General features: G+C 66.6%; 24 protein-coding genes. 18 read left to right on the forward strand and 6 right to left on the reverse strand.

The features are described from left to right. Positions 1-75: 75 nt before the first annotated feature. Positions 76-1,158 (forward strand): coiled-coil domain-containing protein, encoded by a 1,083-nt coding sequence (locus tag PGN37_RS05640; RefSeq protein ID WP_335330095.1) that lies wholly within the window; start codon positions 76-78, stop codon positions 1,156-1,158. 51 nt (positions 1,159-1,209) lie between these two features. Here PGN37_RS05640 and PGN37_RS05645 read toward each other — a convergent pair whose 3' ends face one another. From PGN37_RS05645 to PGN37_RS05655, 3 genes are all read right to left on the reverse strand, one after another. Beyond that, positions 1,210-1,710 (reverse strand): CIA30 family protein, encoded by a 501-nt coding sequence (locus PGN37_RS05645; protein ID WP_335330036.1) that lies wholly within the window; start codon positions 1,708-1,710, stop codon positions 1,210-1,212. A 118-nt stretch (positions 1,711-1,828) separates the two neighbouring features. Then, positions 1,829-2,299, reverse strand: coding sequence for a DUF4174 domain-containing protein (locus PGN37_RS05650; RefSeq protein ID WP_335330037.1), 471 nt, complete (start codon positions 2,297-2,299; stop codon positions 1,829-1,831). A 57-nt stretch (positions 2,300-2,356) separates the two neighbouring features. Then, positions 2,357-2,803, reverse strand: coding sequence for a hypothetical protein (locus PGN37_RS05655; protein ID WP_335330038.1), 447 nt, complete (start codon positions 2,801-2,803; stop codon positions 2,357-2,359). A gap of 229 nt (positions 2,804-3,032) precedes the next feature. Here PGN37_RS05655 and PGN37_RS05660 point away from each other — a divergent pair, with 229 nt between their 5' ends. Both PGN37_RS05660 and PGN37_RS05665 read left to right on the forward strand, forming a co-directional pair. After that, entirely contained in the window at positions 3,033-3,470 is a 438-nt protein-coding gene (locus PGN37_RS05660) for a MarR family winged helix-turn-helix transcriptional regulator (protein WP_335330039.1), read from the forward strand. Between the two features lie 33 nt (positions 3,471-3,503). Continuing rightward, entirely contained in the window at positions 3,504-3,920 is a 417-nt protein-coding gene (locus PGN37_RS05665) for a DoxX family protein (protein ID WP_335330040.1), read from the forward strand. Here the strand turns inward: PGN37_RS05665 and PGN37_RS05670 are convergent. Then, positions 3,895-6,066 (reverse strand): glycoside hydrolase family 3 C-terminal domain-containing protein, encoded by a 2,172-nt coding sequence (locus tag PGN37_RS05670; protein ID WP_335330041.1) that lies wholly within the window; start codon positions 6,064-6,066, stop codon positions 3,895-3,897. The two genes, PGN37_RS05665 and PGN37_RS05670, sit on opposite strands and share 26 nt — an antisense overlap. A gap of 40 nt (positions 6,067-6,106) precedes the next feature. Then, positions 6,107-6,574 (reverse strand): nuclear transport factor 2 family protein, encoded by a 468-nt coding sequence (locus PGN37_RS05675; RefSeq protein WP_335330042.1) that lies wholly within the window; start codon positions 6,572-6,574, stop codon positions 6,107-6,109. A gap of 386 nt (positions 6,575-6,960) precedes the next feature. Here PGN37_RS05675 and PGN37_RS05680 point away from each other — a divergent pair, with 386 nt between their 5' ends. The 10 genes from PGN37_RS05680 to PGN37_RS05725 are packed head-to-tail and all read left to right on the forward strand — an operon-like array spanning position 6,961 to position 17,438. Then, the gene (locus PGN37_RS05680) at positions 6,961-7,698 is read left to right on the forward strand and encodes an MlaE family ABC transporter permease (protein ID WP_335330096.1); all 738 of its coding nucleotides are present in this window, start codon (positions 6,961-6,963) and stop codon (positions 7,696-7,698) included. After that, positions 7,695-8,552 carry an ABC transporter permease gene (locus PGN37_RS05685; RefSeq protein WP_335330043.1) on the forward strand — a complete coding sequence of 286 codons (858 nt, stop codon included), beginning with the start codon at positions 7,695-7,697 and terminating at the stop codon, positions 8,550-8,552. Before PGN37_RS05680 ends, PGN37_RS05685 begins: the two co-directional genes overlap by 4 nt. Positions 8,553-8,556: 4 nt before the next feature. Continuing rightward, entirely contained in the window at positions 8,557-9,900 is a 1,344-nt protein-coding gene (locus PGN37_RS05690; RefSeq protein WP_335330044.1) for an MCE family protein, read from the forward strand. Between the two features lie 35 nt (positions 9,901-9,935). Continuing rightward, positions 9,936-10,964 (forward strand): MCE family protein, encoded by a 1,029-nt coding sequence (locus tag PGN37_RS05695; RefSeq protein WP_335330045.1) that lies wholly within the window; start codon positions 9,936-9,938, stop codon positions 10,962-10,964. Then, entirely contained in the window at positions 10,949-12,331 is a 1,383-nt protein-coding gene (locus PGN37_RS05700; RefSeq protein ID WP_335330046.1) for an MCE family protein, read from the forward strand. Before PGN37_RS05695 ends, PGN37_RS05700 begins: the two co-directional genes overlap by 16 nt. A gap of 8 nt (positions 12,332-12,339) precedes the next feature. Further along, a complete protein-coding gene (locus PGN37_RS05705; protein ID WP_335330047.1) occupies positions 12,340-13,677 on the forward strand; it encodes an MCE family protein in 1,338 nt (445 codons plus the stop codon). Next, positions 13,674-14,813 carry an MCE family protein gene (locus PGN37_RS05710; protein WP_335330048.1) on the forward strand — a complete coding sequence of 380 codons (1,140 nt, stop codon included), beginning with the start codon at positions 13,674-13,676 and terminating at the stop codon, positions 14,811-14,813. Before PGN37_RS05705 ends, PGN37_RS05710 begins: the two co-directional genes overlap by 4 nt. Beyond that, positions 14,814-16,265, forward strand: coding sequence for an MlaD family protein (locus tag PGN37_RS05715; RefSeq protein ID WP_335330049.1), 1,452 nt, complete (start codon positions 14,814-14,816; stop codon positions 16,263-16,265). Next, positions 16,229-16,789 (forward strand): tetratricopeptide repeat protein, encoded by a 561-nt coding sequence (locus PGN37_RS05720; RefSeq protein ID WP_335330050.1) that lies wholly within the window; start codon positions 16,229-16,231, stop codon positions 16,787-16,789. Before PGN37_RS05715 ends, PGN37_RS05720 begins: the two co-directional genes overlap by 37 nt. A gap of 25 nt (positions 16,790-16,814) precedes the next feature. Continuing rightward, on the forward strand, positions 16,815-17,438 hold the full coding sequence (locus PGN37_RS05725; protein WP_335330051.1) for a hypothetical protein: 624 nt from the start codon (positions 16,815-16,817) through the stop codon (positions 17,436-17,438). A gap of 1 nt (position 17,439) precedes the next feature. Here PGN37_RS05725 and PGN37_RS05730 read toward each other — a convergent pair whose 3' ends face one another. Beyond that, complete coding sequence (locus tag PGN37_RS05730; protein WP_335330052.1) at positions 17,440-18,237, reverse strand: SDR family NAD(P)-dependent oxidoreductase; 798 nt, start codon at positions 18,235-18,237, stop codon at positions 17,440-17,442. A 133-nt stretch (positions 18,238-18,370) separates the two neighbouring features. Between PGN37_RS05730 and fabG the strand changes: the two genes are divergently transcribed. The 5 genes from fabG to PGN37_RS05755 are packed head-to-tail and all read left to right on the forward strand — an operon-like array spanning position 18,371 to position 22,758. Further along, positions 18,371-19,132, forward strand: a complete 762-nt coding sequence (gene fabG, locus PGN37_RS05735) for a 3-oxoacyl-ACP reductase FabG (RefSeq protein ID WP_335330053.1) — start codon at positions 18,371-18,373, stop codon at positions 19,130-19,132. Between the two features lie 2 nt (positions 19,133-19,134). Beyond that, complete coding sequence (locus PGN37_RS05740; RefSeq protein WP_335330097.1) at positions 19,135-19,911, forward strand: enoyl-CoA hydratase/isomerase family protein; 777 nt, start codon at positions 19,135-19,137, stop codon at positions 19,909-19,911. Further along, complete coding sequence (locus PGN37_RS05745) at positions 19,908-20,711, forward strand: enoyl-CoA hydratase/isomerase family protein (RefSeq protein ID WP_335330054.1); 804 nt, start codon at positions 19,908-19,910, stop codon at positions 20,709-20,711. Before PGN37_RS05740 ends, PGN37_RS05745 begins: the two co-directional genes overlap by 4 nt. Further along, the gene (locus PGN37_RS05750) at positions 20,708-21,493 is read left to right on the forward strand and encodes an enoyl-CoA hydratase/isomerase family protein (RefSeq protein WP_335330055.1); all 786 of its coding nucleotides are present in this window, start codon (positions 20,708-20,710) and stop codon (positions 21,491-21,493) included. The genes PGN37_RS05745 and PGN37_RS05750 overlap by 4 nt, the downstream gene beginning before the upstream one ends. Next, complete coding sequence (locus tag PGN37_RS05755; RefSeq protein ID WP_335330056.1) at positions 21,490-22,758, forward strand: aromatic ring-hydroxylating oxygenase subunit alpha; 1,269 nt, start codon at positions 21,490-21,492, stop codon at positions 22,756-22,758. The genes PGN37_RS05750 and PGN37_RS05755 overlap by 4 nt, the downstream gene beginning before the upstream one ends. The last annotated feature ends 4 nt before the right edge of the window (positions 22,759-22,762 follow it).

Genomic DNA, 22,762 nt, shown 5'->3' on the forward strand with positions numbered 1-22,762 from the left:
GCGTTCGACTAGACATCGTCGGACGCAGTTCGTAGCCTTTCCCGGGACCATTGACGAAGGATCGTGACAATCCGCATGCGCCACGCCTCTCGGGGAACGTTCAGCGGTATCGCGGGCGCCGTGCTGGTGGCGGCGACGATCGGCATCGCACACGCGGAACCGGCCGACGAGGCGCTGGCCAGGCTCAACGAGCTCTCGGCACAAGCGGTGCAGAGTCGTGAGGCCGTGACGGCGGCCCAGCGTGACGTCGACGCGAAGCAGGCGGAGCTCGCCGTGGCCGACGACCGTCGGCGCTCCGACCAGGGTGCGCTGGACGCCGCGACCGCACAGCTCGCACCTCTTCAGGATGCGGTCGATCGCCTGTCGGCGATGACCTACATGAGCGGTGGCGACAGCCAGATGTCGACGGTGCTCACCGCCTCGTCGCCTCAGCGCCTCATCGACCGACTGTCGCTGCAGCACGTGATGGACGCGACGACGGCCGCCCAATTGCGGTCGTATAGCCAGACGCGCACACAGGCCGAGAACGCTGCCCGCGCCTCTGAGCGCTCGGCCGCCGACGCCCGCGCCGCCGCCGAGCGCGCTGCTGCGATCCGCGCGGAACTGCAGGCCAAATGGCAGGACCTTCTGCGCCGGATCGCCGCCGCGGAGGCGCAGTACGCCGCGTTGACGCCGCAGCAGCAGGCCGTCATCGACGCGGCAGTGCCACCGCCGGTGCCGGCCGCACCTCCGTTGCCGCAGGACCCGGCCGTCGTCGCGATGCCCGCGGTGCCGCCGGGTGACCTGGCGCCTCCGCAGGTTCCCGACGCCCTGCCGGTCGGTGTCGCCAATGAGGCTGGCCTACAACCCAATACGATCCTGGCCGCGCGGGCGGTCAGCGCGCAGTTCCCGCAGATCTCCACCATCGACGGCGTGCGGCCGGACTCGAAACCGTGGCACCCGCGGGGGCTGGCGATCGACATCATGATCCCCAACCCCGAGAGCCCCGAGGGCATCGCGCTCGGCGACCAGATCCGGGCGTTCGCGCTGGCCAACGCATCCCGCTTCGGGCTGCAGGACGTGATCTGGCGCGGCACCTACTCCACCCCGGCCGGACCCCAGGCGTCCGGGTACGGCCACTACGACCACGTGCACATCACCACCACGCCGCGCGGTTGAAAATCTCTGCCCTGCAACTGGTGTGGGCTGACGAGTTGGGGCAACCGCCCGTCAGGAGGTCGCGTCGACCCCGGTGATCGTGATGGCGAACGGGCCCTGCTGCTTGTCGAGGATGTAGACGGCGACCTGGTCGATGGTCGACGGATCGAGGAGCCGCGGAGCGTCGGGTGCGGGGTCCAGCCGCATGCCGACCGGTTCAAAACCCGCGACGGGCAGCGCGTAGCTGCGTGCCGCACCGGCGTCGGTCTGGAACCGCTGGATGTAGGACCACGGCTGCCCGGCAATGCCGAGTTTGAGCACGTAGGTCTTGCCGTCGCCCGTGGCCCGCACGTTCAGAGCTGTCGCGCCGGCGGCTTTCTGCCCGATGCCGGCGTCCTGTGGACTGCGGGCAGAGGCGAAACCGCCGTTGTTCTCCAGCGACAGGGTGCCGGAGAACTCGAGCCCGCCGCCGCTGAACGCGACCTGCGAGGCGGACTTGCCGCCCATGACCGGGTCGTTGACCGTGGTCCAGCCGGCCACCGCGCCGGCGTTGCCGAGGTCGACCAGGCTCACCACCCGTCCTCCCGGCGCAGTTGTCGTGTCGTCGGCGCTTGCCGGCCGTCCGCATGCGACCACCAGAAGAGCCGAGACCGCGAGGGCGACGCCGAGCCACCGTGGATTCCGGGCCACGTCAGCAGCCCCCGGCGTCGGTGCGCGTCTCACGGCTCCGCATGGGCATGCCGTCGATCACCGAGTACACGACCTTGAGATCCGGAACCTCGTCGGTGCGCCACTTTTCGCCGCCGTCCTTGCCGACCAGCACCACGGTGAAGGCGTCCGGTGCGACGCGGTAGCGCTGACTCAAGCGGTCCGACTCACCGGGGTCCATCGCCGCGCTGTCGAGTGTGCTGCTGCCGCCGGCCACCACCAGGGCGAGCACCATGTCGCGGTCGGCGAATGCGCATTGGCTGTCGTCGATTCTGCGGAGGGTCTCGGTCAGCCTCGGGTCGTCGCCCGCGGGCGAGAACACCACGAGGGGGCGACGCTCCCAGAGGTAGTCGCCGAGCCCGCTGGCCCAGGCGGTGGCCGAGCCCAGCGCGGCGCACACCACCACCGTGGTGGCGACGAGCGCCGACCGCACCACACTGCGCTGTCGAGCCATAGTGCTTCCCGATCGTACCGACGGATCGGCACGCAAGGCCGCGCGCAGCGAAGGGCGTCAGAACCGATCGAAGATCGAGTTGACGATGTCGTCGCCGATCCCGATGCCGGCGCCGGTCACCATCGCCTGCCCGAAGCGCCCGCCGAGGAACCGCTGCAGCGCACCGCCGCCCTGCGCGGGCTGGGCGTACTGCGAGTACTGCGGCGGTTGGTACTGGGCTGGGGCGTACGCGACAGCGGGCGTGGAGTATGCCTGCTCAGGCACCGCCGCGACGTGGTTGTCGACGAGTCCGTGGATGGCCTGCAGGAGTTCGGTTGTCGTCGCCTGTTCGTCACGGATCGCCAGCGCGATCTCTTTGAGATCGAGCCCCCACTCCCGGGCATTCGCGTCTCCGGCCGCCGCTGCCGCGGACATCTTGTCGGCCAGCGTGCGGATCAACGCACCCGTCTGATCGGCCTGCGCCTGCAGCGCCGTGAACTGACGATCTACGGTCTCGGTGTTCATCAGCAGTCCTTTCGCTCGTCTCAGACCGGAGTACTCCCACCGGATGGGGACGAGCTGTGAATTCTCTGACAGCTTCCCGGCCCACCGTGAGCGACTCTGTCGGTGTTCCGTTAGTGGGTCTGCCCATCCGACGACTCTGTCGCTGAGAGTGGGCCGGTGAGCGACACGCGGGGTCACCCGAGACAGAACCTATTGTGCACAATTGAGCAGTGTGCGATAAAGTTCGGGCGTGCCCGGCCCCCGTCTGGATGAGCAGCTGTGTTTCGCGCTGTATTCGGCGTCACGCGCGGTGACCGCTGCCTACCGACCGCTTTTGGACGAACTCGAGCTGACCTACCCGCAGTACCTGGTCCTCATGGTGCTGTGGGAAGAACAGCCATGCACGGTCGGCCACCTCGGTGAGCGCCTGCATCTGGATTCGGGAACCTTGTCACCGCTGCTGAAGCGTCTGGAATCGGCGGGGCTGGTGCGCCGCCAGCGCAGCGCGACCGATGAGAGGCGTGTGGAGATCTCGCTGACCGACCGCGGGCGTGCCCTCGAAGAGCGCGCGGCATGCATCCCCGATCGTCTGCTGGGGTCTGACGAGTCGGCCGCCGCCGATCTCGCCGCGCTGCGGGACGCTCTGCATCTGATCACCACCGACCTCTACGCGCGCACACCCGACTGAACACCTGCCGTGACAACGACGAAAGGGTCACCCGTGTCTGATCTGCCTGCGCCGCCGCCGACCACCCGTCTGCGGACCATCGCCCGCCTCGCACTCGCCGGGGCGATGATCTTCGCGGGACTCAGCCACTTGTTCTGGGCGCGTGAGGAATTCCAGGCGCAGGTACCCACGTGGGTGCCGATGGATGCCGACGGCGTCGTGATGGCCTCCGGAGGTGTCGAGATCACCCTGGGTGTCGGGCTCGCGGTGCTGCAGCGGGACCGGGTCCTGGTGGGCAGGCTGCTCGCGGCGTTCTTCGTGCTGATCTTCCCGGGCAACATCGCCCAGTTCGTTAATCATGCAGACGGTTTCGGGCTGAACAGTGACACCAGCCGGTTCGTCAGGCTGCTGTTCCAACCTGTGCTGATCGCGTGGGCGCTGTGGGCTACGGGGATTCCCCGTCGCCGTTGAGCATCTGCTCGACGGCCGCCACGGCCTCCCCTGCGCCGAAGGCCTTCAGCCGACTCAGCGGCATCGAGGAGATCATCTTCAGCATGTCGGTCCCGAGGCTGTCTCCGGGAGCCATGGCCTGGAACTGTTCTGCCAGCCGAGGGCCGATGACAGGATTGGAGAGCAACTCACCCAGCGTCGAGTCCGCGGTGAGCGGCGGATGCGTGGCGTCGCCGATCACCTGAACGTCGCTGCTGCACAGTATGTTCCGACTCGAGCGGCCCGCACGCACGCGGCACAGACCGCCCTCCACCGCCCACGTCCCGACTCGGTCGTCCCAGTGCGCGATGTCGGAGCGAGGGATGTGCATGGTGATCGTGGTGGCCGCGCCGCGCCCGAGTTCGACGACGTCGAACGCCCTCAGCTCCTGGGGTGGCCTACGCAGGGTCGACTCCGGAAACGACAGGTACACCTGGACCACGTCTCGGCCGTCGCGATCCCCGACGTTGGTCACCGTGATCGAGACCGTGATGCCGTCGTGGTCGGACGTGGCGGCGAGATCGCTGTAGTGGAAGTCGGTGTAGGACAGCCCGTGCCCGAACGGGAAGGTGACCTCGACGTCTCGCGCGTCGTATCCGCGATAGCCGACGAAGATGCCCTCGCCGTAGCTCACCTGGGAGTGCTCACCGGGGAAGGTGAGGTACGACGGTGCGTCCTGCAGGCGGGCGGGGACCGTCTCGGCCAGCCTGCCCGACGGGTCGGCGACGCCGAAGAGAACATCGGCGATCGCGGCGCCACCGCCCTGGCCGAGTAGTGCACCGTCGAGTATGGCTGCGGCGCAGCGGTTCACCTCTGTCAAGCGGACGACGCCGCCGTGCGAGAGCACTGCGACGGTGCGGGGTTGTACCGCGCAGACGGCCTCCAGCACGCGGATCTGCTCGTCCGGCAGGTCGATGTGGGTGCGGTCGTAGCCTTCCGACTCGTCCTGGTCGGAGAGGCCGAGGAACACCACGGCCACGTCGGCGGTACGAGCGGCAGAGACCGCGGTGTCATCCGCTTCGGCGTAGACGACCTGTCCACGGGCGCGGGTGCGGATCTCCTCGAGGGGGACATCGACTTGCGCCGCATTGATGTGTGAGCTGCCACCTCCCTGATAACGGGGTTCGACGGCGAAATGACCGATCACGGCGATGTTTTCGGCGTCTCCGAGTGGGAGAACGGCGGCGTCGTTCTTGAGCAGCACGATGCTGTGCGTCGCCGCCTCACGGGCGAGAAGGTGGTGGGCCTGTCGATCGATGCCGGCCGGTTCCGCGGCTGCCGCGCGCCGCAACAGGCGCAGGACGCGGGTGGCGGACTCATCGACCAGGTGTTCGTCGAGCCGGCCCGCCTGGATGGCAGCGACGACGTCGTCGTCCAGCGACGGGTCACCACCGGGCATGGCGAGGTCGAGGCCGGCCGTCAGCGCAGCGACCCGATCGGCGACCGCACCCCAATCACTGACCACGAGACCGTCGAATCCCCATTCCCCGCGCAGGACGTCGGTGAGCAGCCAGTGGTTCTCCGACGCGTACACGCCGTTGACCTTGTTGTAGGCGCACATGACGGTCCACGGCCGCGCTTCGGTGACGACCTTCTCGAAGCTCTTCAGATAGATCTCGCGTAACGCCCGTGCGTCCACCTGCGAGTCGGAGCGCATCCTGTCGGTCTCGGTGTTGTTCGCCGCGAAGTGTTTGACGGAGGCACCGACGCCGCGTTCCTGCAGTCCCTTGACCCATGCGGCTCCGAGGGTGCCACTGAGCAGAGGGTCTTCCGAGAAGTACTCGAAGTTCCGCCCGCACCGGGGATCGCGCTTGATGTTCACGCCGGGACCGAGCACGACGCTCACCCCGAGTGACCGTGCCTCGTCGGCGATCGCTCCGGCGACCCGGTGGACGAGATCGCGATCCCAGCTCTGTGCCAGTCCCGCTGCGGGTGGGAAGCATGTCGCGGGCGAGCTGGCGCCCAGACCCAGATGGTCCGCCGCAGCGTGCTGAACGCGAACTCCGTGCGGGCCGTCGGTGAGGGTGATCGCGCGCAGTCCGTCGGCCGCCTTGGTCTGCCAGAACGATGCGCCGCTGCAGAGCGAGGCCTTGGCGGAGAGGGGCAGATCCTCGGCGCGCGTGTCCATGGTGACGACGGTACGCACACGCTGCGTGCGCTCCGACGGGTCAGGAGTTCGCGGTGGCCACGACTCCGAGTTGGTGACCGATCTGCTCGACGAGGAGGCCGACGTCCCAGAAGTCGCGGTGGCTGGTCAGCTTGCCGTGACTGTCGAAACGGCACGAGGCGATGCCCGTGACGCTGAAGTGGCGCCCGGCGGCATCCACGAACTGGCCCGACGGCAGTCGCAACGGTTTGTCGATCGAGCCGCTCCAGGTCCACTCCAGGTACAGGCGGTCCTCTTGGACTGCGGGAGAATAGAAGTCGATCACCGAGTCTGGCGAGAACTTGAGCATCCATCGGTGGAAGCGCTGGATTCCGTCGCGACCGCGGTAGGTTCCGCTCATCGCCACGTCGGTGTAGGTGCCGTCTTCGGCGAAGTAGTCGACGAGGTGGTCGGGATCCTCGGTCCACGCCTTCGAGTAGGCCGCGGCGTACGTCGGGTCGGTGGGATGCGGGATCGAAGCGGTCGACATGTCCGCGAATTTATCAGGAATTAAAACCGGTCGTATCCGGATTTCCGCGGCTTCCGGACGGTTCCACATCGCCATCGCGCGGCGACGGCGCGGCGGTCAGCTCGGTTCGTCGCTGGTAACGCTGCCAGACACCGTGTTCAGCAGTACGAAGGACGTTTGATCTTGACGTTTGCGTCAAACGCCCGACGGTGTGCAGAGTTGCCGGCGGGTCTTGATGTACGTTGCGATTCGCTTGCCCCCGGCATTCTTTTCTAGTTTAATCTCGATTCGATTAGTGAGCCGGGTCACGCACCACGCATTCGTGACGAGAACAAGGTTCGGACGCACCGCCCGTACGAAGGAAGCGAAGGACGTCAGTGTTCGACACCAGCAGTGCCGCGAAACCGATGCGCGCCATCGGCGGCTTCTTCGCGATGACGCTCGACACGGCCGTCATGACGTTCAAGCCGCCGTTCGCATGGCGGGAGTTCATCCTGCAGACCTGGTTCGTCGCCAGGGTCTCGATGTTGCCCACTCTGATGCTCACCATCCCGTTCACCGTGCTCACCGTCTTCACGTTCAACGTCCTGCTCGCGGAGTTCGGCGCCGCCGATTTCTCCGGAACGGGAGCAGCTTTCGGCGCAGTCACCCAGATCGGTCCGATCGTGACCGTGCTGGTGGTCGCCGGCGCCGGCGCCACCGCGATGTGCGCCGACCTCGGTGCCCGCACCATCCGTGAGGAGCTCGACGCCCTGAGGGTGATGGGCATCAATCCGATCCAGGCGCTCGTCGTGCCCCGGGTCCTCGCCGCGACCGTCGTGGCGCTCCTGCTGTCCTCCACCGTGGTCCTCGTCGGTCTCGCCGGCGGGTTCGTCTTCTCGGTGTTCTTCCAGAACGTCACCCCGGGAGCCTTCGTCGCCGGCCTCACTCTCGTGACCGGCGCCGGCGACGTGATCATCGCTCTGGTGAAGGCGACGCTGTTCGGCATGACCGCGGGTCTGATCGCCTGCTACATGGGCACGACCGTGGGCGGCGGACCGGCCGGCGTCGGCAACGCCGTCAACGAGACGGTGGTGTTCTCCTTCCTGGCTCTGTTCGTCATCAACATCTTCATGACAGCCATGGGAGTGAAGGTGAACATGTGAGCGTCAAATCAGCTTTCCCGCAGCGCTATCCACGGCTGAAGCGAACACTGTCCGGCTGGCATGCCGGCTGGACCGCCGTCGGCGAGCAGACCCAGTTCTACGGGCGCACGCTCAAGGCCACCGTTGATGTCTTCGTGCATTACAAGACCGAACTGGTGCGCCTCATCGCGGCGATGAGCCTCGGAACGGGTGCTCTTGCCGTCATCGGCGGAACAGTTGTCATCGTCGGATTCCTGACCATCTCGACGGGTGCGCTGGTGGCTGTCCAGGGCTACAACCAGTTCGCGCAGATCGGTGTCGAAGCGTTGACCGGCTTCGCGTCGGCCTACTTCAACGTCCGGTTGATCGCCCCGCTGACGGCGGCGATCGCTATGGCTGCCACGATCGGCGCGGGCGCCACCGCGCAGCTCGGTGCCATGCGGATCAACGAAGAGATCGACGCACTCGAGGTCATGGGCGTTCGCTCGCTGGCCTATCTCGCCTCCACCCGTGTCCTCGCCGGTGTCATCGTGGTCATCCCGCTGTACTGCGTCGCGGTCCTCATGTCGTTCCTGGCCGCCCGGTTCGGCACCACCGTGATCTACGGTCAGTCGACCGGTGTCTACGACCACTACTTCCGGACGTTCCTCATCCCGACCGACATCGTCTGGTCGTTCCTGCAAGCAGTCGCCATCTCGGTGGTGATCATGCTGGTGCACACCTATTACGGCTTCACGGCATCCGGTGGTCCCGCCGGCGTCGGCGAAGCCGTGGGGCGGGCCACGAGGACCTCACTCGTCGTCGCGGTCTGCGTCACCCTGCTCGTCACGCTTGCCATCTACGGCAAGACCGGCAACTTCAATCTCGCAGGGTGAGTAGATGAGTCGCAGAGCTGGCGAGTCACGCATCCACGCCGACTGGTGGACAGCGATCCTCATCGTCACCGTCGTCGCCGTGATCGTCCTTGTCGGAGCACTTTTCAACGGCTCGTTCCGCAGCTACGTACCCGTCACCCTCATGTCCGACCGGGCCGGCCTCGTGATGGAGGTGGGCGCGAAGGTGAAGATGCGCGGCGTGCAGATCGGACGCGTCGGCGCGGTGACGGGCGGCAACGATCCCGTCGCCCTGAAGCTCGAGATCGACCCGGACAAGGTGGGCTACATCCCGGCCAACGTCGAGGCCCGCATCGCGTCGACGACGGTGTTCGGCTCCAAGTACGTCGACTTCATCGTGCCCTCGGACCCGTCGGCGCAGCATCTCGCCGACGGCGCGGTGCTCCGCTCGGAGAACGTCACCGTCGAGGTCAACACCGTCTTCCAGAATCTCGTCCACGTGATCGAGAAGATCGATCCGGCCAAGTTGAACTCGGTGCTGTCGGCACTCGCCGAGGGTGTGCGCGGCCAGGGTCCGCGCATCGGCGAAGCCACCACCGCGGCGAACGAGGTGCTCACGGCGCTGAACCAGCGGTCCGACACCATCCGAGAAGACTGGCGGGCCTTTGACCGGTTCAACCAGGCGTACGGCCAGGCCGCACCCGACCTCATCCGGGTGCTCGACGCCGCCGCGACCACGAGTGAGACCGTGTCGTCGCGCGCGCAGCAACTCGACGCGCTCCTGCTGAACGTGGTCGGCTTCTCCCGCAGCGGTATCGACCTGATCGGACCCAGCAAGGACAACCTCGTCAAGGCCGTCAACACCCTCGTACCCACCACCGATCTGTTCATGAAGTACAACCCGGAACTGACCTGTGTGTTGCTCGGCGGGAAGAACGCACTCGATTTCGGGCAGGCGGACTACACCGGCGGCGCCAACGGCAAGTCGCTGATCGTCGACGCCGCATTGCTTCTCGGCGACGATCCCTACCGCTATCCCGACAACCTGCCCAAGGTCGCCGCGACCGGTGGGAGCGGTGGAAAGGCCGGCGGGTGCGGCTCACTGCCCGATGTCTCCAAGAACTGGCCGGTGCGCACGGTCATCGCCGACACAGGATGGGGCACGGGGCTCGACAACCGACCCAACCCCGGAATCGGGTTCCCCGGTATAGCGAACTGGTTCCCGGTCACCAAGGCGTACCCCGAAGAGCCCAGAATCCGGTACCCAGGCGGTCCGGCGCCCGGCCCCATCCCGTACCCGGGGGCACCCCCCTACGGTGCGCCGCAGTACGGGCCGGACGGTACACCGTTGTATCCCGGTGTCCCACCGGCGAATCCGCCCGCGCCGTGACATCCACAGCCGACCACATCGGAGAGGTCTCCTAGATGAAAGACAATCTGTCAGGCGCCGCCTGGCGGCTTGCCGTGTTCGTCGTCGTCACCCTGTTCGGTGCGTTCTCGCTGCTGACCATCTTCGCCCAGTTCCGGTTCGGTGAGTCCAAGGATTACCGCGCTGTCTTCACCAACGTCACCGGGCTGGAGACGGGCAACTTCGTCCGGATCGCCGGCGTCGAGGTCGGCAAGGTCAAGGGCATCGCGATCAACCCGGACAGCACGGTCACCGTCGACTTCACCACCGACGATTCCGTGGTGCTCACCGAGGGAAGCCGAGCAGCGATCCGGTACGACAACGTGATCGGCGGGCGGTTCCTGTCGTTGGAACAAGGCGCGGGATCGCCGCGAATCCTGGCTTCGGGTGCGACGATTCCGCTCGATCGAACAGCGCCGGCACTCGATCTCGATGCCCTCATCGGAGGCTTCCGGCCCCTGTTCCGGGCGCTGGACCCCACACAGGTGAACGCCCTGAGTGGCCAGCTGATCTCCGCGCTGCAGGGGCAGGGCGCAACGGTCGGCTCGTTCCTGGCTCAGACGGCCGCGCTGACCAACACCCTGGCTGACCGTGACACGTTGATCGGTGAGGTCATCACGAACCTCAACACCGTTCTCGGGTCGCTCGGCGATCAGAAGGACCAGTTCGGGTCAGCGGTGGACGCACTCACCGACATCGTGCACACCCTGGAGGGTCGCAGCCAGGATCTCGCCAATGCGGTCGCGTACACGAACGCCTCGGCATCCAGCATCGCCGATCTGCTCGCACAGGCACGACCGCCGCTCAAGAAGGTGGTGGGCGAGACCGACCGCGCCGCCGGCATCGTCGTCGCCGACCACGACTACATGGACAACCTGCTCGCAACGCTGCCGCAGTCCTACCGCATCCTCGGACGTCAGGGACTCAACGGCGACTACTTCTCCTTCTACATCTGCGATCTGGTGCTCAAGCTCAACGGCAAGGGTGGGCAGCCGGTCTACGTGAAGCTCGCCGGTCAGAGCTCGGGACGGTGCACACCCAAGTGAAGTCCTTCCAGGAACGCAACCCCCTGATCATCGGTGCCATCGGCGTGATTGGCGTCGTCGGCATCGGAACCGCAGCGCTCAACTACGACAAGATCCCCTTCGTCTCGCCGAGCCACTCCTACGAGGCGTACTTCGCCGAAGCCGGCGGATTGACCTCCGGTGCCGCCGTTCTGGTCTCCGGTCTCGAGGTCGGAAAGGTCGACAGCGTGAGCCTCGACGGACCGCGGGTGTTGGTGCGCTTCCGCGTGTCCGACGACATCCACCTCGGCGACCGGACCGAAGCCGCCGTCAAGACCAAGAGCCTGCTGGGCGCCAAGATCCTCGACGTCACCCCGCGCGGAGACGGCGAACAGGACGGCGTCATTCCCTTGGAGAGAACGACATCGGCGTATCAACTGCCCGACGCCATCGGCGACATCACCGCTCAGATCAGTGGACTCGACACCGACCAGTTGTCGAACTCCCTGACCACCCTGTCCGACACGTTCCGCGACACCCCGGCTGATCTGAAGGTCGCCGTCGAGGGCGTCGCGAGATTCTCGGACACGCTCAGCGAGCGCGACGCTGAGCTGCGCAACCTTCTCGCGAATGCGAACAAGGCGACGACCGTGCTCGCCGAACGCAGCGACAAGATCGTCCAACTCGTGCGGGAGACGAACGGACTGCTCGTGGTGCTCGAGGCGCAACGCACTGCACTGGACCAGATCTCGAACAACATCTCGGCCCTGGCGAAGCAGGTCTCTGGACTCATCGCGGACAACCGGACCACCCTCAAGCCGGCGCTGGACAAGCTCAACGGCGCGTTGACCATCGTCGACAACCGCAAAGCCGAAGTCCAGCAGTCGATCAAGGGTCTGGGTACCTACGTGTTCGCACTCGGTGAGTCGGTGGCTTCGGGCCCCTTCTTCAAGGCGTATCTGTCGAACCTGCTGCCCGGCCAGTTCATCCAGCCGTTCATCGACGCCGCGTTCTCCGACCTGGGCCTCGACCCGCATGTACTGGCTCCGTCGGAGCGCACCAATCCTCAAGTGGGACAGCCAGGTACCCCGTCGTTGCCGGTGGAGTATCCACGCACCGGTCAGGGCGGTGAGCCGCGACTGACGATCCCGGACGCGATCACCGGGAATCCGGGCGATCCCGGTTGTGGGCCACCCGGTGTGCCATTACCCGGCCCGACCGGATGCTATCCGTACCGCGAACCCACGCTGCCGGGACCGCCTGGCGGGCCGCCGCCTGGACCGCCCGCACCTGCGTTGCCAGGCCAGCAGTCCACACCGGAGCCGACGCCTGCGCCGGTCTTCGTCCCCGCACCCGGAGAAGTCGGTCCCGACGGCCGGCCGATCGCAGCAGCGGGAGGTGGCCAGTGAGTCGGCCGGTGCGCACACGCGTCGCTGTCGCCGTGGTCTCGATCGTCATCCTGATCGCGGGGCTCTTCGTCGCGATCACGGCGACATCCGCGGCCAACACGTTGAAGCTCGCGGCGTACTTCGACAACACCAACGGTCTCTTCGTCGGCGACGAGGTGCGCATTCTCGGCGTTCGCGTCGGAGAGGTCGACCGCATCGACGTCGAACCGCAGCGAGTGAAGGTCAGCTTCTCCGTCGAGGGGCAGAAGGTGCCGGCGGACGCGAAAGCCGTGATCCTGGCGCCGATGCTGGTGACAGCGCGCTCCATTCAGCTCACTCCGGCCTACCAGGGTGGGCCGGAGATGACCGACGGCACCGTCATCCCCCGGGAACGCACCGCGGTACCCGTGGAGTGGGACGACGTACGCACCCAGCTGCAGCGCCTCGCCGACGAGTTGCAACCGACGCAGCCCGGGGGGGTCAGCACGCTCGGATCGCTCATCAACACCGCCGCCGACAACCTGCGCGGCCAGGGCGGCAACATCCGGGACGCGTTGATCAAGCTGTCGCAGGCGATGTCGGCGCTGGGCGACCACAGCGGCGACCTCTTCAGCACACTGCGGAATCTGTCCGTGCTCGTCTCCGCACTGAAGGACAGCTCCGATGTGATGCGGCAACTGAACGTCAATCTCGCCAGTATCACCAACGCTCTCGCCGACGACCCCGACGAGATCAGCAACGCGCTGAAATCCGTATCCGACGTGTCCGGCGACGTGCAGAGTTTCGTGGCGGACAATCGCGAGGCGCTCGGTGTCACGTCGGACAAGCTGGCGTCGGTCTCACAGGCACTCGTCGGCAGCGTCGAGGACATCAAGCAACTGCTGCACACCTCGCCGAATGTGTTGCAGAACTTCCTCAACATCTACCAACCGGCGCAGGGCACGCTGAGCGGGGCGTTGTCGACCAACAACTTCAGCGATCCCATCAGCTTCATCTGCGGCGCCGTGCAGGCCGCCTCGCGCCTGGGCGCCGAACAGTCGTCCAAGCTGTGCGTGCAGTACCTCGCACCGATCATCAAGAACCGGCAGTACAACTTCTTCCCCGTCGGCCTCAACCCGTTCGTGGGCACCGTGGCGCGGCCGAACGAGGTCACCTACGCCGATCCACGTATGCGACCGGACTACGTTCCGCCGCAGCCCAATCCGGCTCCCGCCGGTCCTGCCGCGGTGCCTGCCGCGGCGCCGGGTGTGCCGCCGGGAACACCTCTGCCGCCGGGGCAGGGTCCGTTGCTGCCTGCCGAGGCTCAACCGACGAACCCGTCGGCGGGCATCGCGGGAATGATGACACCGCCGGGAGGTGGATCATGAGTGCTCTGGGCACGCGGGTCGCGCGGACCGTGGGGATCGCCGTCCTCGCCGCGCTTGTCTCGGCCGGCTGCGGATGGCGAGGCCTGAACTCGCTCCCCATGCCTGGCACGGAAGGAGATGGGCCGGGCGCGTTCACGATTGCGGCACAACTGCCCGACGTGAACAACATCCAGCAGAACTCCCGCGTGCGCGTCGGCGATGTCAACGTCGGGACCGTCACGAAGATCGAGCGGCAGGACTGGCACGCGCTGCTGACCATGCGGCTCAACGGGAATGTCGATCTGCCCGAGAACTCGACGGTGACCGTGGGTCAGACGAGCCTGCTGGGCTCGCTGCACATCGAGCTCGCGCCGCCCACGGGCACCGCCCCGCGCGGACGTCTGCACGAGGGATCCGTGATACCGCTGACCTCAGGCGGCGCGTACCCGTCCACCGAACAGACGCTCGCCGCGGTCTCGTTGCTGCTCAACGGTGGTGGAATCGGCCAGATCCAAGACATCACAACGTCGTTGAGCACCGCGTTCGCCGGACGTGAGGGCGATCTGCGGAGTCTGATCACCCAGATCGACCAATTCATCGGCTACGCCAACGACCAGAAGAACGACATCATCGCCGCGACCGAGAGCCTCAACAACCTGGTGTCGGGTTTCGCCGAGCAGAGGCCGGTCGTCGACCGTGCGCTCAAGACGGTCCCGCAGGCGCTCGATGTGCTGAAGAAGGAACGCGAGACCCTCGTCGATGCCCTCGACCAGCTCGGGAAGTTCAGCGCGCTGGTCGCCGACACCAGCATCCAGACCAAAGAGGCGCTCGTCGCGGAGCTCAAGAACATCGGCCCGGTTCTGCAGTCGCTGGCCGATGCGGGCCCGGCGCTGACCCGCTCCTTGAGCTTCTTCGCCGTCTACCCGTTCGCAAAGGAGACGCTGGACAAGTGGTTCCGCGGTGACTACGCGAACCTGACCGCGATCATCGACCTGACGCTGAGTCGCATCGACTCGTCGTTCTTCACCGGAACGCGGTTCGAGGGTGACCTCACCGAGCTCGAGATGCAGTGGGGCCGCACCATCGGTCAACTCCCGAGCCCGTACACCGCGGCCAACCCCCTCGTTGTTCCCTACCACCTCAATCAGGGGCCGTAGATGGTACTGAGCAGGCGAATCACCATCCAGCTCGTGTTCTTCGCGATCATCACGCTGGTCGGTGGCTCCATCATGATCTTCAACTACATGGGGTTGCCCAACCTGTTGTTCGGCGTCGGCCACTACACCGTGACCGTCGATCTTCCGCAGGCGGCAGGCCTCTACAAGAACGCCAACGTGACCTACCGCGGGACCGAGGTGGGCCGGGTGCAGTCGGTGGATCTGGACAGCACCGGCGTGAAAGCCGTTCTGTCCCTGAAGTCCGGTATCGACATCCCCAGCGATCTGTCGGCAGAGGTGCACAGTCAGTCCTCGGTCGGAGAACAGTACGTCGCCCTCCTCCCGCGCAGCGACGGTGCCCCCGCGCTGAAGAACGGCGACGTGATCCCCGAGAGTCGCACGTCGGTCCCGCCGGACATCGGGACGCTGCTCGACTCCACCAACAGGGGGCTCGAAGCCATCCCCGACGACAATCTCCAGACCGCGGTCAGTGAGGCGTCGGTCGCGGTCGGTGGGCTCGGCCCAGATCTGTCTCGTCTCGTGCGGGGTTCCACGCAGTTGGCGATCGACGCGCGCAAGAACCTCGACGCGCTGACCAACCTCGTGGACAACTCGCGACCGATCCTCGATTCGCAGTCCGACACGGCTGGCTCGATCGATGCGTGGGCGGCCAACCTGGCGTCGATCACCGGCCAGCTTCGTGACCAGAACTCCTCGTTGCAAGGGATTCTGGAGCGCGGACCGGCTGCCGCCGACGAGGTGCGGCAGCTGTTCGACCGGCTCCAACCCACCCTGCCGGTCATCATGGCCAACCTCGTCACCCTCGGTGGCGTCGCGGTCACCTACCAGCCGGCGCTCGAGCAGTTGCTCGTGCTCATACCGTCCGCGGTCGAGATCGTCCAGGCCGCGGGTCTGACGAACCGAAACACCAAGCAGGACTACAAGGGTGCCTTCCTGAGCTTCAACCTCAACCTCAACCTCCCGCCGCCATGCACCACCGGCTACCTACCACCGAACCAGGCTCGCGCGACCAGCCTGACCGACTACCCCGATCGTCCCGCCGGAGATCTCTACTGCCGGGTTCCGCAGGACTCGATGTTCAACGTGCGCGGAGCGCGTAACTACCCCTGCCTCGATCGGCCGGGCAAGCGCGCGCCCACAGCGCAGATGTGTGAGAGCGACGAGAACTACGTGCCGCTCAACGAGGGCACCTACTGGAAGGGCGATCCCAACGCGACGACGACCGGGCAGCCGGTTCCGCAGCCGCGAACCGGCACCGCCCCTGCGCCGGAGGCCGCCCCGCCTGCGGCACCTCTCGCCGTCGCCGAATACGACCCGGCGACCGGCCGCTACGTGGGCCCCGACGGTCACGTCTACACACAGTCCGATCTCGCCCAGAACGCACAGGAGAAGACATGGCAGACGATGCTGATGCCACCGACGACGAAGTGACGCAGGAGGAATCGGATGACACGTCGCGGCCACGGCGACGATCACCGATCACATCGGCCCTCGGGGTCGGACTCGCGGCGCTCGTGGCGCTCGCCGGGTTGGCCGGGTGGACCGGCTACCGCGTCTACGACGAGCACAAGAACGAGCAGCGGAGCCAGGCGTTCCTGGAAGTCGCTCGACAAGGTGCGGTGAACCTCACCACCATCGACTACCGCAAGGTCGACGAGGACGTGGCGCGGATTCTCGACTCGGCGAGCGGAACCTTCTACGACGACTTCCAGAGTCGCGCGAAGCCGTTCGTCGACGTCGTGAAGCAGGCCCGATCGACGTCGGAGGGCACCGTGATCGACGCGGGCATGGAATCCGAATCTGCCTCTGATGCGCAGGTTCTCGTCGCGGTGAAGGTGAAGACCACCGTGGCAGACGGCACACCCCAGGACCCGCGCTCGTGGCGGATGAGGATTTCGGTTCAGAAGACCGGTGCCGACGAGTACAAGGTGTCGAACGTGACGTTCGTGCCATGACCCACACCCAGTGAGGATTGCCAGCATGTCACTGCAGACAGACGACACCACGACCGTCGAGAACGAGGCCGAGATCGAGGTCTCGGCCGAAGGTACTGAAGACACTGAAGACACCGACACCGAAGCCACCGACACCGAAGCCACCGACGCTGAAGTCACCGGACCGTCGCGCTGGCAGAAGGTGCTCGTGTACGGAGTGGTGCCGGGCCTGGCCCTGGTCGCCGCCGCAGGTGCGGGATGGTTGAAGTGGATGGACGGCCGAAATCACGAGGCTCAGGTTGCCGCCGTGGAATCGGTTGCTGCCGCGAAGGACTCGACGATTGCGATGCTGTCCTATCAGCCCGACAACGTCCAACAGACGCTCGAGGGCGCGCAGTCCCGCCTCACCGGATCGTTCCGCGATTCCTACGGCCAGTTGATCCACGACGTCGTCATCCCCGGCGCGAAGGAGCAGAAGATCTCCGCGGTGGCGAGTGTGCCGGCGGCGGCGTCGGTGTCGGCGACGGGTTCGCACGCCACCGTCATGGTCTTCGTGAACCAGATGTCGACCGTCGGCAACGACGCACCGGTGAATACCTCGTCCGTGGTCCGCGTCGACCTGGAGAAGGTCGACGGGCAGTGGCTGGTGTCGGAATTCGACCCGGTGTGACTCAGGGCATCGTGTAGCCACCGCTGACGGAGATCATCTGACCGGTCACTTGCCGCGCGGCTACGGGCGAGGCGAACCACAACACGGCCCGCGCCACGTCCTGGGCCGTGGTCAGGCGTCGTGTCGGCGTGTCCTTGAGCATGAAGTCGATCTGCTTGGGATTGAACACTTCGTCCTCGCCGGCGGCCCACAGGCTGGTCGCCCCGACCGCCTCCGGCCCCTCCGGCATCACCAGACCGGGGCAGACGATGTTCGATCGGATCCCGTGCCGACCGTGCTCCTTCGCCGTGGTGCGGGCGAACGCCACCATCGCGGCCTTCGACGCCCCGTAGACGCCCTGCCGGATCTGGCCGAACGCCGCGTCGCTGGCGATGAACACCAGGGACCCCCCACCGGCGTCCCTCATCGGTCCGATGGCGGCCTGCGTCGCGGCGACCGCACTGAAGAAGTTGACCTCGATGGTGCGCTGCCACTTGGCACGGTCGGTGTCGGTGGCCACGAAACCGGGCACGCTCCAGCCGGCGTTGTTGACGAGGACATCGACGCCGCCCCATCGGGTGACTGCCGACCCGACCACCGAATCCGCCGCGCCGGGCGCAGTGAGGTCGGCGATGGCGACCTCGACGGCTGACGCACCGAGGTCCATGGCCTCGTCGTGCACCTGCTTGGCTTGCGCCTCGTCGATGTCGTTGAGGACGATCCGCGCACCCTCGGCGGCGAACTCGTGGACGATGCCGCGTCCGATGTTCGACGCCCCACCTGTGACGACCACCCGTGCGTCGGCGAATCCGAGATCCACGATGATCCTTCCCGGCCGGATGCGTAGTTGATCGACACCGACCTAGTGATTTAACCTAGATTAGAAATTCCGGATACATTTGTCTACGTCGATCCGGCATCGAGATCAGGTCCTGTGCCGAAAGGGAGTGCGGATGGAGCGCCTGCTGGAGAACCAGGTCGCCGTGGTGACCGGTGCCGCACAGGGGATCGGGTTCGAGATCGCCCGCACGCTGAACCAGCACGGTGCTCGCGTGGTGCTCGCCGATCTCGACGGGGACGCGGCGGAGCGGGCAGCGAGGGACATCGCGGGAGAGGGCATTGCGGGAGAGGGCACCGAGACCACGGGTGTGGCCTGCAACGTCACCTCCGAGGACCAGGTCCGCTCGCTGATTCGGCAGACAGTGGATCAGCACGGCCGCATCGACGTCTTCGTCAACAACGCCGGCATCACCCGCGACGCCTCGATGAAGAAGATGACGGTCGAGGACTTCGACGCGGTGATCTCGGTGCACCTGCGCGGCACATGGCTGGGCGTCCGTGAAGCGTCGGCGGTCATGCGGGAACAGAAATCGGGCAGCATCGTCAACATCTCGTCGCTGTCGGGGAAGTCCGGCAACCCCGGCCAGACCAACTACAGCGCGGCCAAGGCCGGCATCGTCGGACTCACGAAGGCGGCTGCCAAGGAAGTGGCCCACCACAACGTCCGGGTCAACGCGGTCCAACCCGGACTGATCCGTACGCCGATGACCGCGGCCATGCCGCCCGACGTCTTCGCCCAGCGCGAGGCGGATGTGCCGATGAAGCGCGCCGGCGAGCCCGCCGAGGTCGCGGGCGCAGTGGTGTTCCTCGGATCCCCGCTGTCGAGCTACATCACCGGCACCGTCATCGAGGTCGGCGGCGGGAGGTACATGTGAGCATGTCCCAAGATCAGGTCGTCGTCGACATCGCCGACGGAATAGGCCGGATCACCCTGAACCGGCCGGACCGCATGAACGCGATCAGTCTCGATCTGGCCACATCGCTCGAGCGCGCCGTCAGCCACCTCGGTGACCACCGCGACGTCAGCGTGATCGTCATTCGTGGCGCGGGCGGGAACTTCTGCGCCGGAGGTGATTTCGACGAGGTGCAGCGATTGCGCGGCGAAGGGCCCGCGGCACTGCGGGCATTGTTCACCACGTTCAAATCCGCATGCGACGGGATCGAACACGCGAAGGTCCCGGTCGTGGCCGCTGTCGAGGGCGTCGCGATGGCCGGCGGCTTCGAGTTGATGCAAGCGGCCGACATCGTGCTGGTGTCCGACAAGGCCCGCATCTCGGACAATCACATCAACTTCGGGATGATCCCCGGCGGGGGGAGTACCGCACGGCTACCCCGCCTCGTCGGCCGCCAACAGGCGCTCGGCATCATCCTGTCCGGAGACAAGCTCCGCGGATCCGATGCCGTCGCGATGGGACTGGCCTACCGCTCGTATCCCGTCGACGACTTCGATTCCGCCGTCGAGGAATTCGTCACAGCCATGGCCGGGCGCGATCGTGCGGCACTTCGTGCGGTGAAGCGGCTCGTCACCGACGGACTGGCCGTCAGCCTGGCCCGAGCCAATGCCGACGAGACCGACGCTGTCGTCGCACGGATCTGCGGCCAGGCCGGTGCCGACGGAGTAGCCGCGTTCCACAGCAGGGAGGTCCGCACATGACCACGACCGTCGACGCGCCGGTGGTGCATGACGTCGCCCCCGACGGCGTAGCCACCATCCGGCTGAACAGGCCCGAGACGTCCAACGGGCTCAACGTCGAGACGCTGCAGGCGTTGCACGCGGCGATCCTTGCCTGCCACGCCGACCCCGCGGTCAAGGTCGTGCTGTTGACCGGCGCGGGGAAGAACTTCTGCGCCGGCGGTGACGTCCGCACGTTCGCGTCCAAGGGAGATGCGCTGCCGGACTACCTGCGTGAGGCGACGACGTGGCTGCAACTCGCCACGGCGGGGCTGATCCAGTTGCGCGTGCCGGTGGTCGCGGCCGTCCAGGGCTTCGCGGCCGGTGGAGGTGGGCTCGGGCTCGTCTGCGCCTCCGACATCGTCGTCGCGGCGGACTCGGCCAAGTTCTTCTCGGGTGCGGTACGGGTCGGGATGGCGCCCGACGGTGGGTCGTCGGTGACGCTGGCCCAGCTGGTCGGACTACGCCAGGCGCTGCGGATCCTGCTCACCAACCCGACGTTGACCGCAGATGAGGCCGCGGACATCGGGCTGATCACCGAAGTCGTTCCCGCAGAACAGCTCACCGAGCGTGCCGAGCGTATCGCCGCGGATCTGGCGGCGATGCCCACGCTGGCGCTCTCGGCCACCAAACGACTCGTGTGGGCGGGTGTCGGGGCGTCCATCGAGGAGCGGCTTCCCGAGGAGTCGCGCATCGTGTCGGAACTGTCGGGCACGGCGGACGCGCTCGAAGGCCTGCACGCGGTCATCGAACGCCGCCCGCCCAGGTACACGGGCCGATGAACGTCCTGACCCACGACGAGGACGCGGTCCGCGTCATCACGCTGAACCGCCCCGAGCGGCGCAACGCGATCGACATCCCGTTGCGGTTGGAACTGGCCGAGGCGCTGGTGGGCGCCGACGCCGATGACCATGTGGGCGCCATCGTGCTGACCGGTGCGGGGACCACCTTCTGCTCGGGCGGCGACATCAGCACGATGAAGGTGATGTCCGAGCAGGACGCGCGAGACCGGGCAGAGCTCGCGCAGCGCGTCATCCGCGCCATCTGGGACACGCCCAAGCCAGTCATCGCCGCTGTCGAGGGTGCGGCTTTCGGTGCGGGCGCGGCGCTGGCCGCAGCGTGTGATCGTGTCGTGGTCGCCCGGGATGCCCGGTTCGCGACGACTTTCACCAACGTCGGGTTGGCCGGGGACATGGGCAGCTTCTCCTCACTGCCACGGCGCATGGGCGTTGCCCGGGCACGCCAGATGCTGTTGCTGCCCGAGCCCATCAGTGCGAGTCAGGCGGTGGAGTGCGGGCTCGCCGACACTCTCGTCGAACCGGGAGAGGCGCTGTCGGCGGCGCTGACGGACGCACGCCGATTGGCGGCCGGACCCCGGCGGGCCTACGGGGTGATCAAGACGCTGCTCGCGGTGACACCGGGGTTGCCGCCCGTCGACGTTCTCGACCTGGAAGCCGACCATCAGGCTCGTCTGTTCGGCAGTGACGATTTCGCAGAAGGCGTTGCGGCATTTCAGCAGAAACGCCGCCCGGTGTTCGGGCAACGGAAGGAAGTGCATCCATGACATCGGTCATCGATCCGGCCGCGGGGACCGGGAGCAGGTACTCCAGCCTCATCCACCGCGACAAGGTGCACGGATCCCTGTACACCGATCCGTCGATCTTCGCCGAGGAGCTCGAGAAGATCTGGTATCGCACATGGGTTTTCGTCGGGCACGAGAGCGAAGTCGCGCACCCCAACGACTACGTGCGCAAGAAGCTCGGGCCGCAGGACGTGATAATGACGCGCGATCGCGACGGCGAGATCCACCTGCTGCTCAACCGATGCGCGCACCGCGGCAATCAGGTGTGTGACGACGCCAAGGGCAACTCGAGCACCTTCCGCTGCCCTTACCACGGCTGGACGTTCCGCAACGACGGCGATCTGATCGGCTTCCCGTTCTTCAAGGGCTACGGCGGCCGCAAGCTCGATCTCGCCATGGGACGGGTGCCGCGCGTCGACTCCTACGGCGGCTTCGTGTTCGGCAGCTTCGCTCCTGACGGCCCGTCGCTTCTCGAGCACCTCGGTGCCGCCGCGGGTGAAATCGACCGGCTCACCCGGCTCTCGCCCCAGGGCCGTGTCGAGCTGACCGCGGGATGGCTGCAACACCGCGCGGCGGCGAACTGGAAACTGTTGGCCGAGAACGAGACCGACGGGTACCACCCCCAGTTCGTGCACGGATCGATCTTCGGTGTCACCGGCAGCACCATCGGTCCGCTGTACAGCGATTCGTCGATCGCCGTCACCCGGGATCTCGGCAATGGGCACAGTGAGAACGACCTACGGCCCGAGTTCCGCAAGTACGCCGAACCGATGCGATGGTTCGGTACCACCGAGTCACGGGTGCCCGATTATGTCGCCGCGATGCGCGAGACGTACGGCGAGGACGCCGAGCAGATCCTCATCGAGGGTGCACCCCACGTGATGATCTTCCCCAACCTGTTCATCGCCGAGATCCAGGTTTTCAACATCCAACCTGTCGCCGTCGACGAGTGCGTGCAGTACGCCACCGCCGTGCAGCTGGCCGGTGCACCAGAACTCAACCGCCGCATGGTCAGCCAGTGCATCGGCTCGGTGGGGCCGGCCGGCATGCTGCTGGCCGACGACACCGAGATGTACGAACGCAACCAGCAGGGCATCGCCGCACTGAGCCCGGAGTGGCTGGACGTACGGCGCGGCCTCAATCGCGAGACGCACGACGAGAACGGTTTCACCATCGGCACCAACACCGACGAGACGGGCATGCGCGGGTTCTGGACGCACTACCGGTCGTTGATGGAGAAGGACTGATCTC

Source organism: Mycobacterium kyogaense (assembly GCF_036946525.1).
GTDB lineage: Bacteria > Actinomycetota > Actinomycetes > Mycobacteriales > Mycobacteriaceae > Mycobacterium > Mycobacterium kyogaense_A.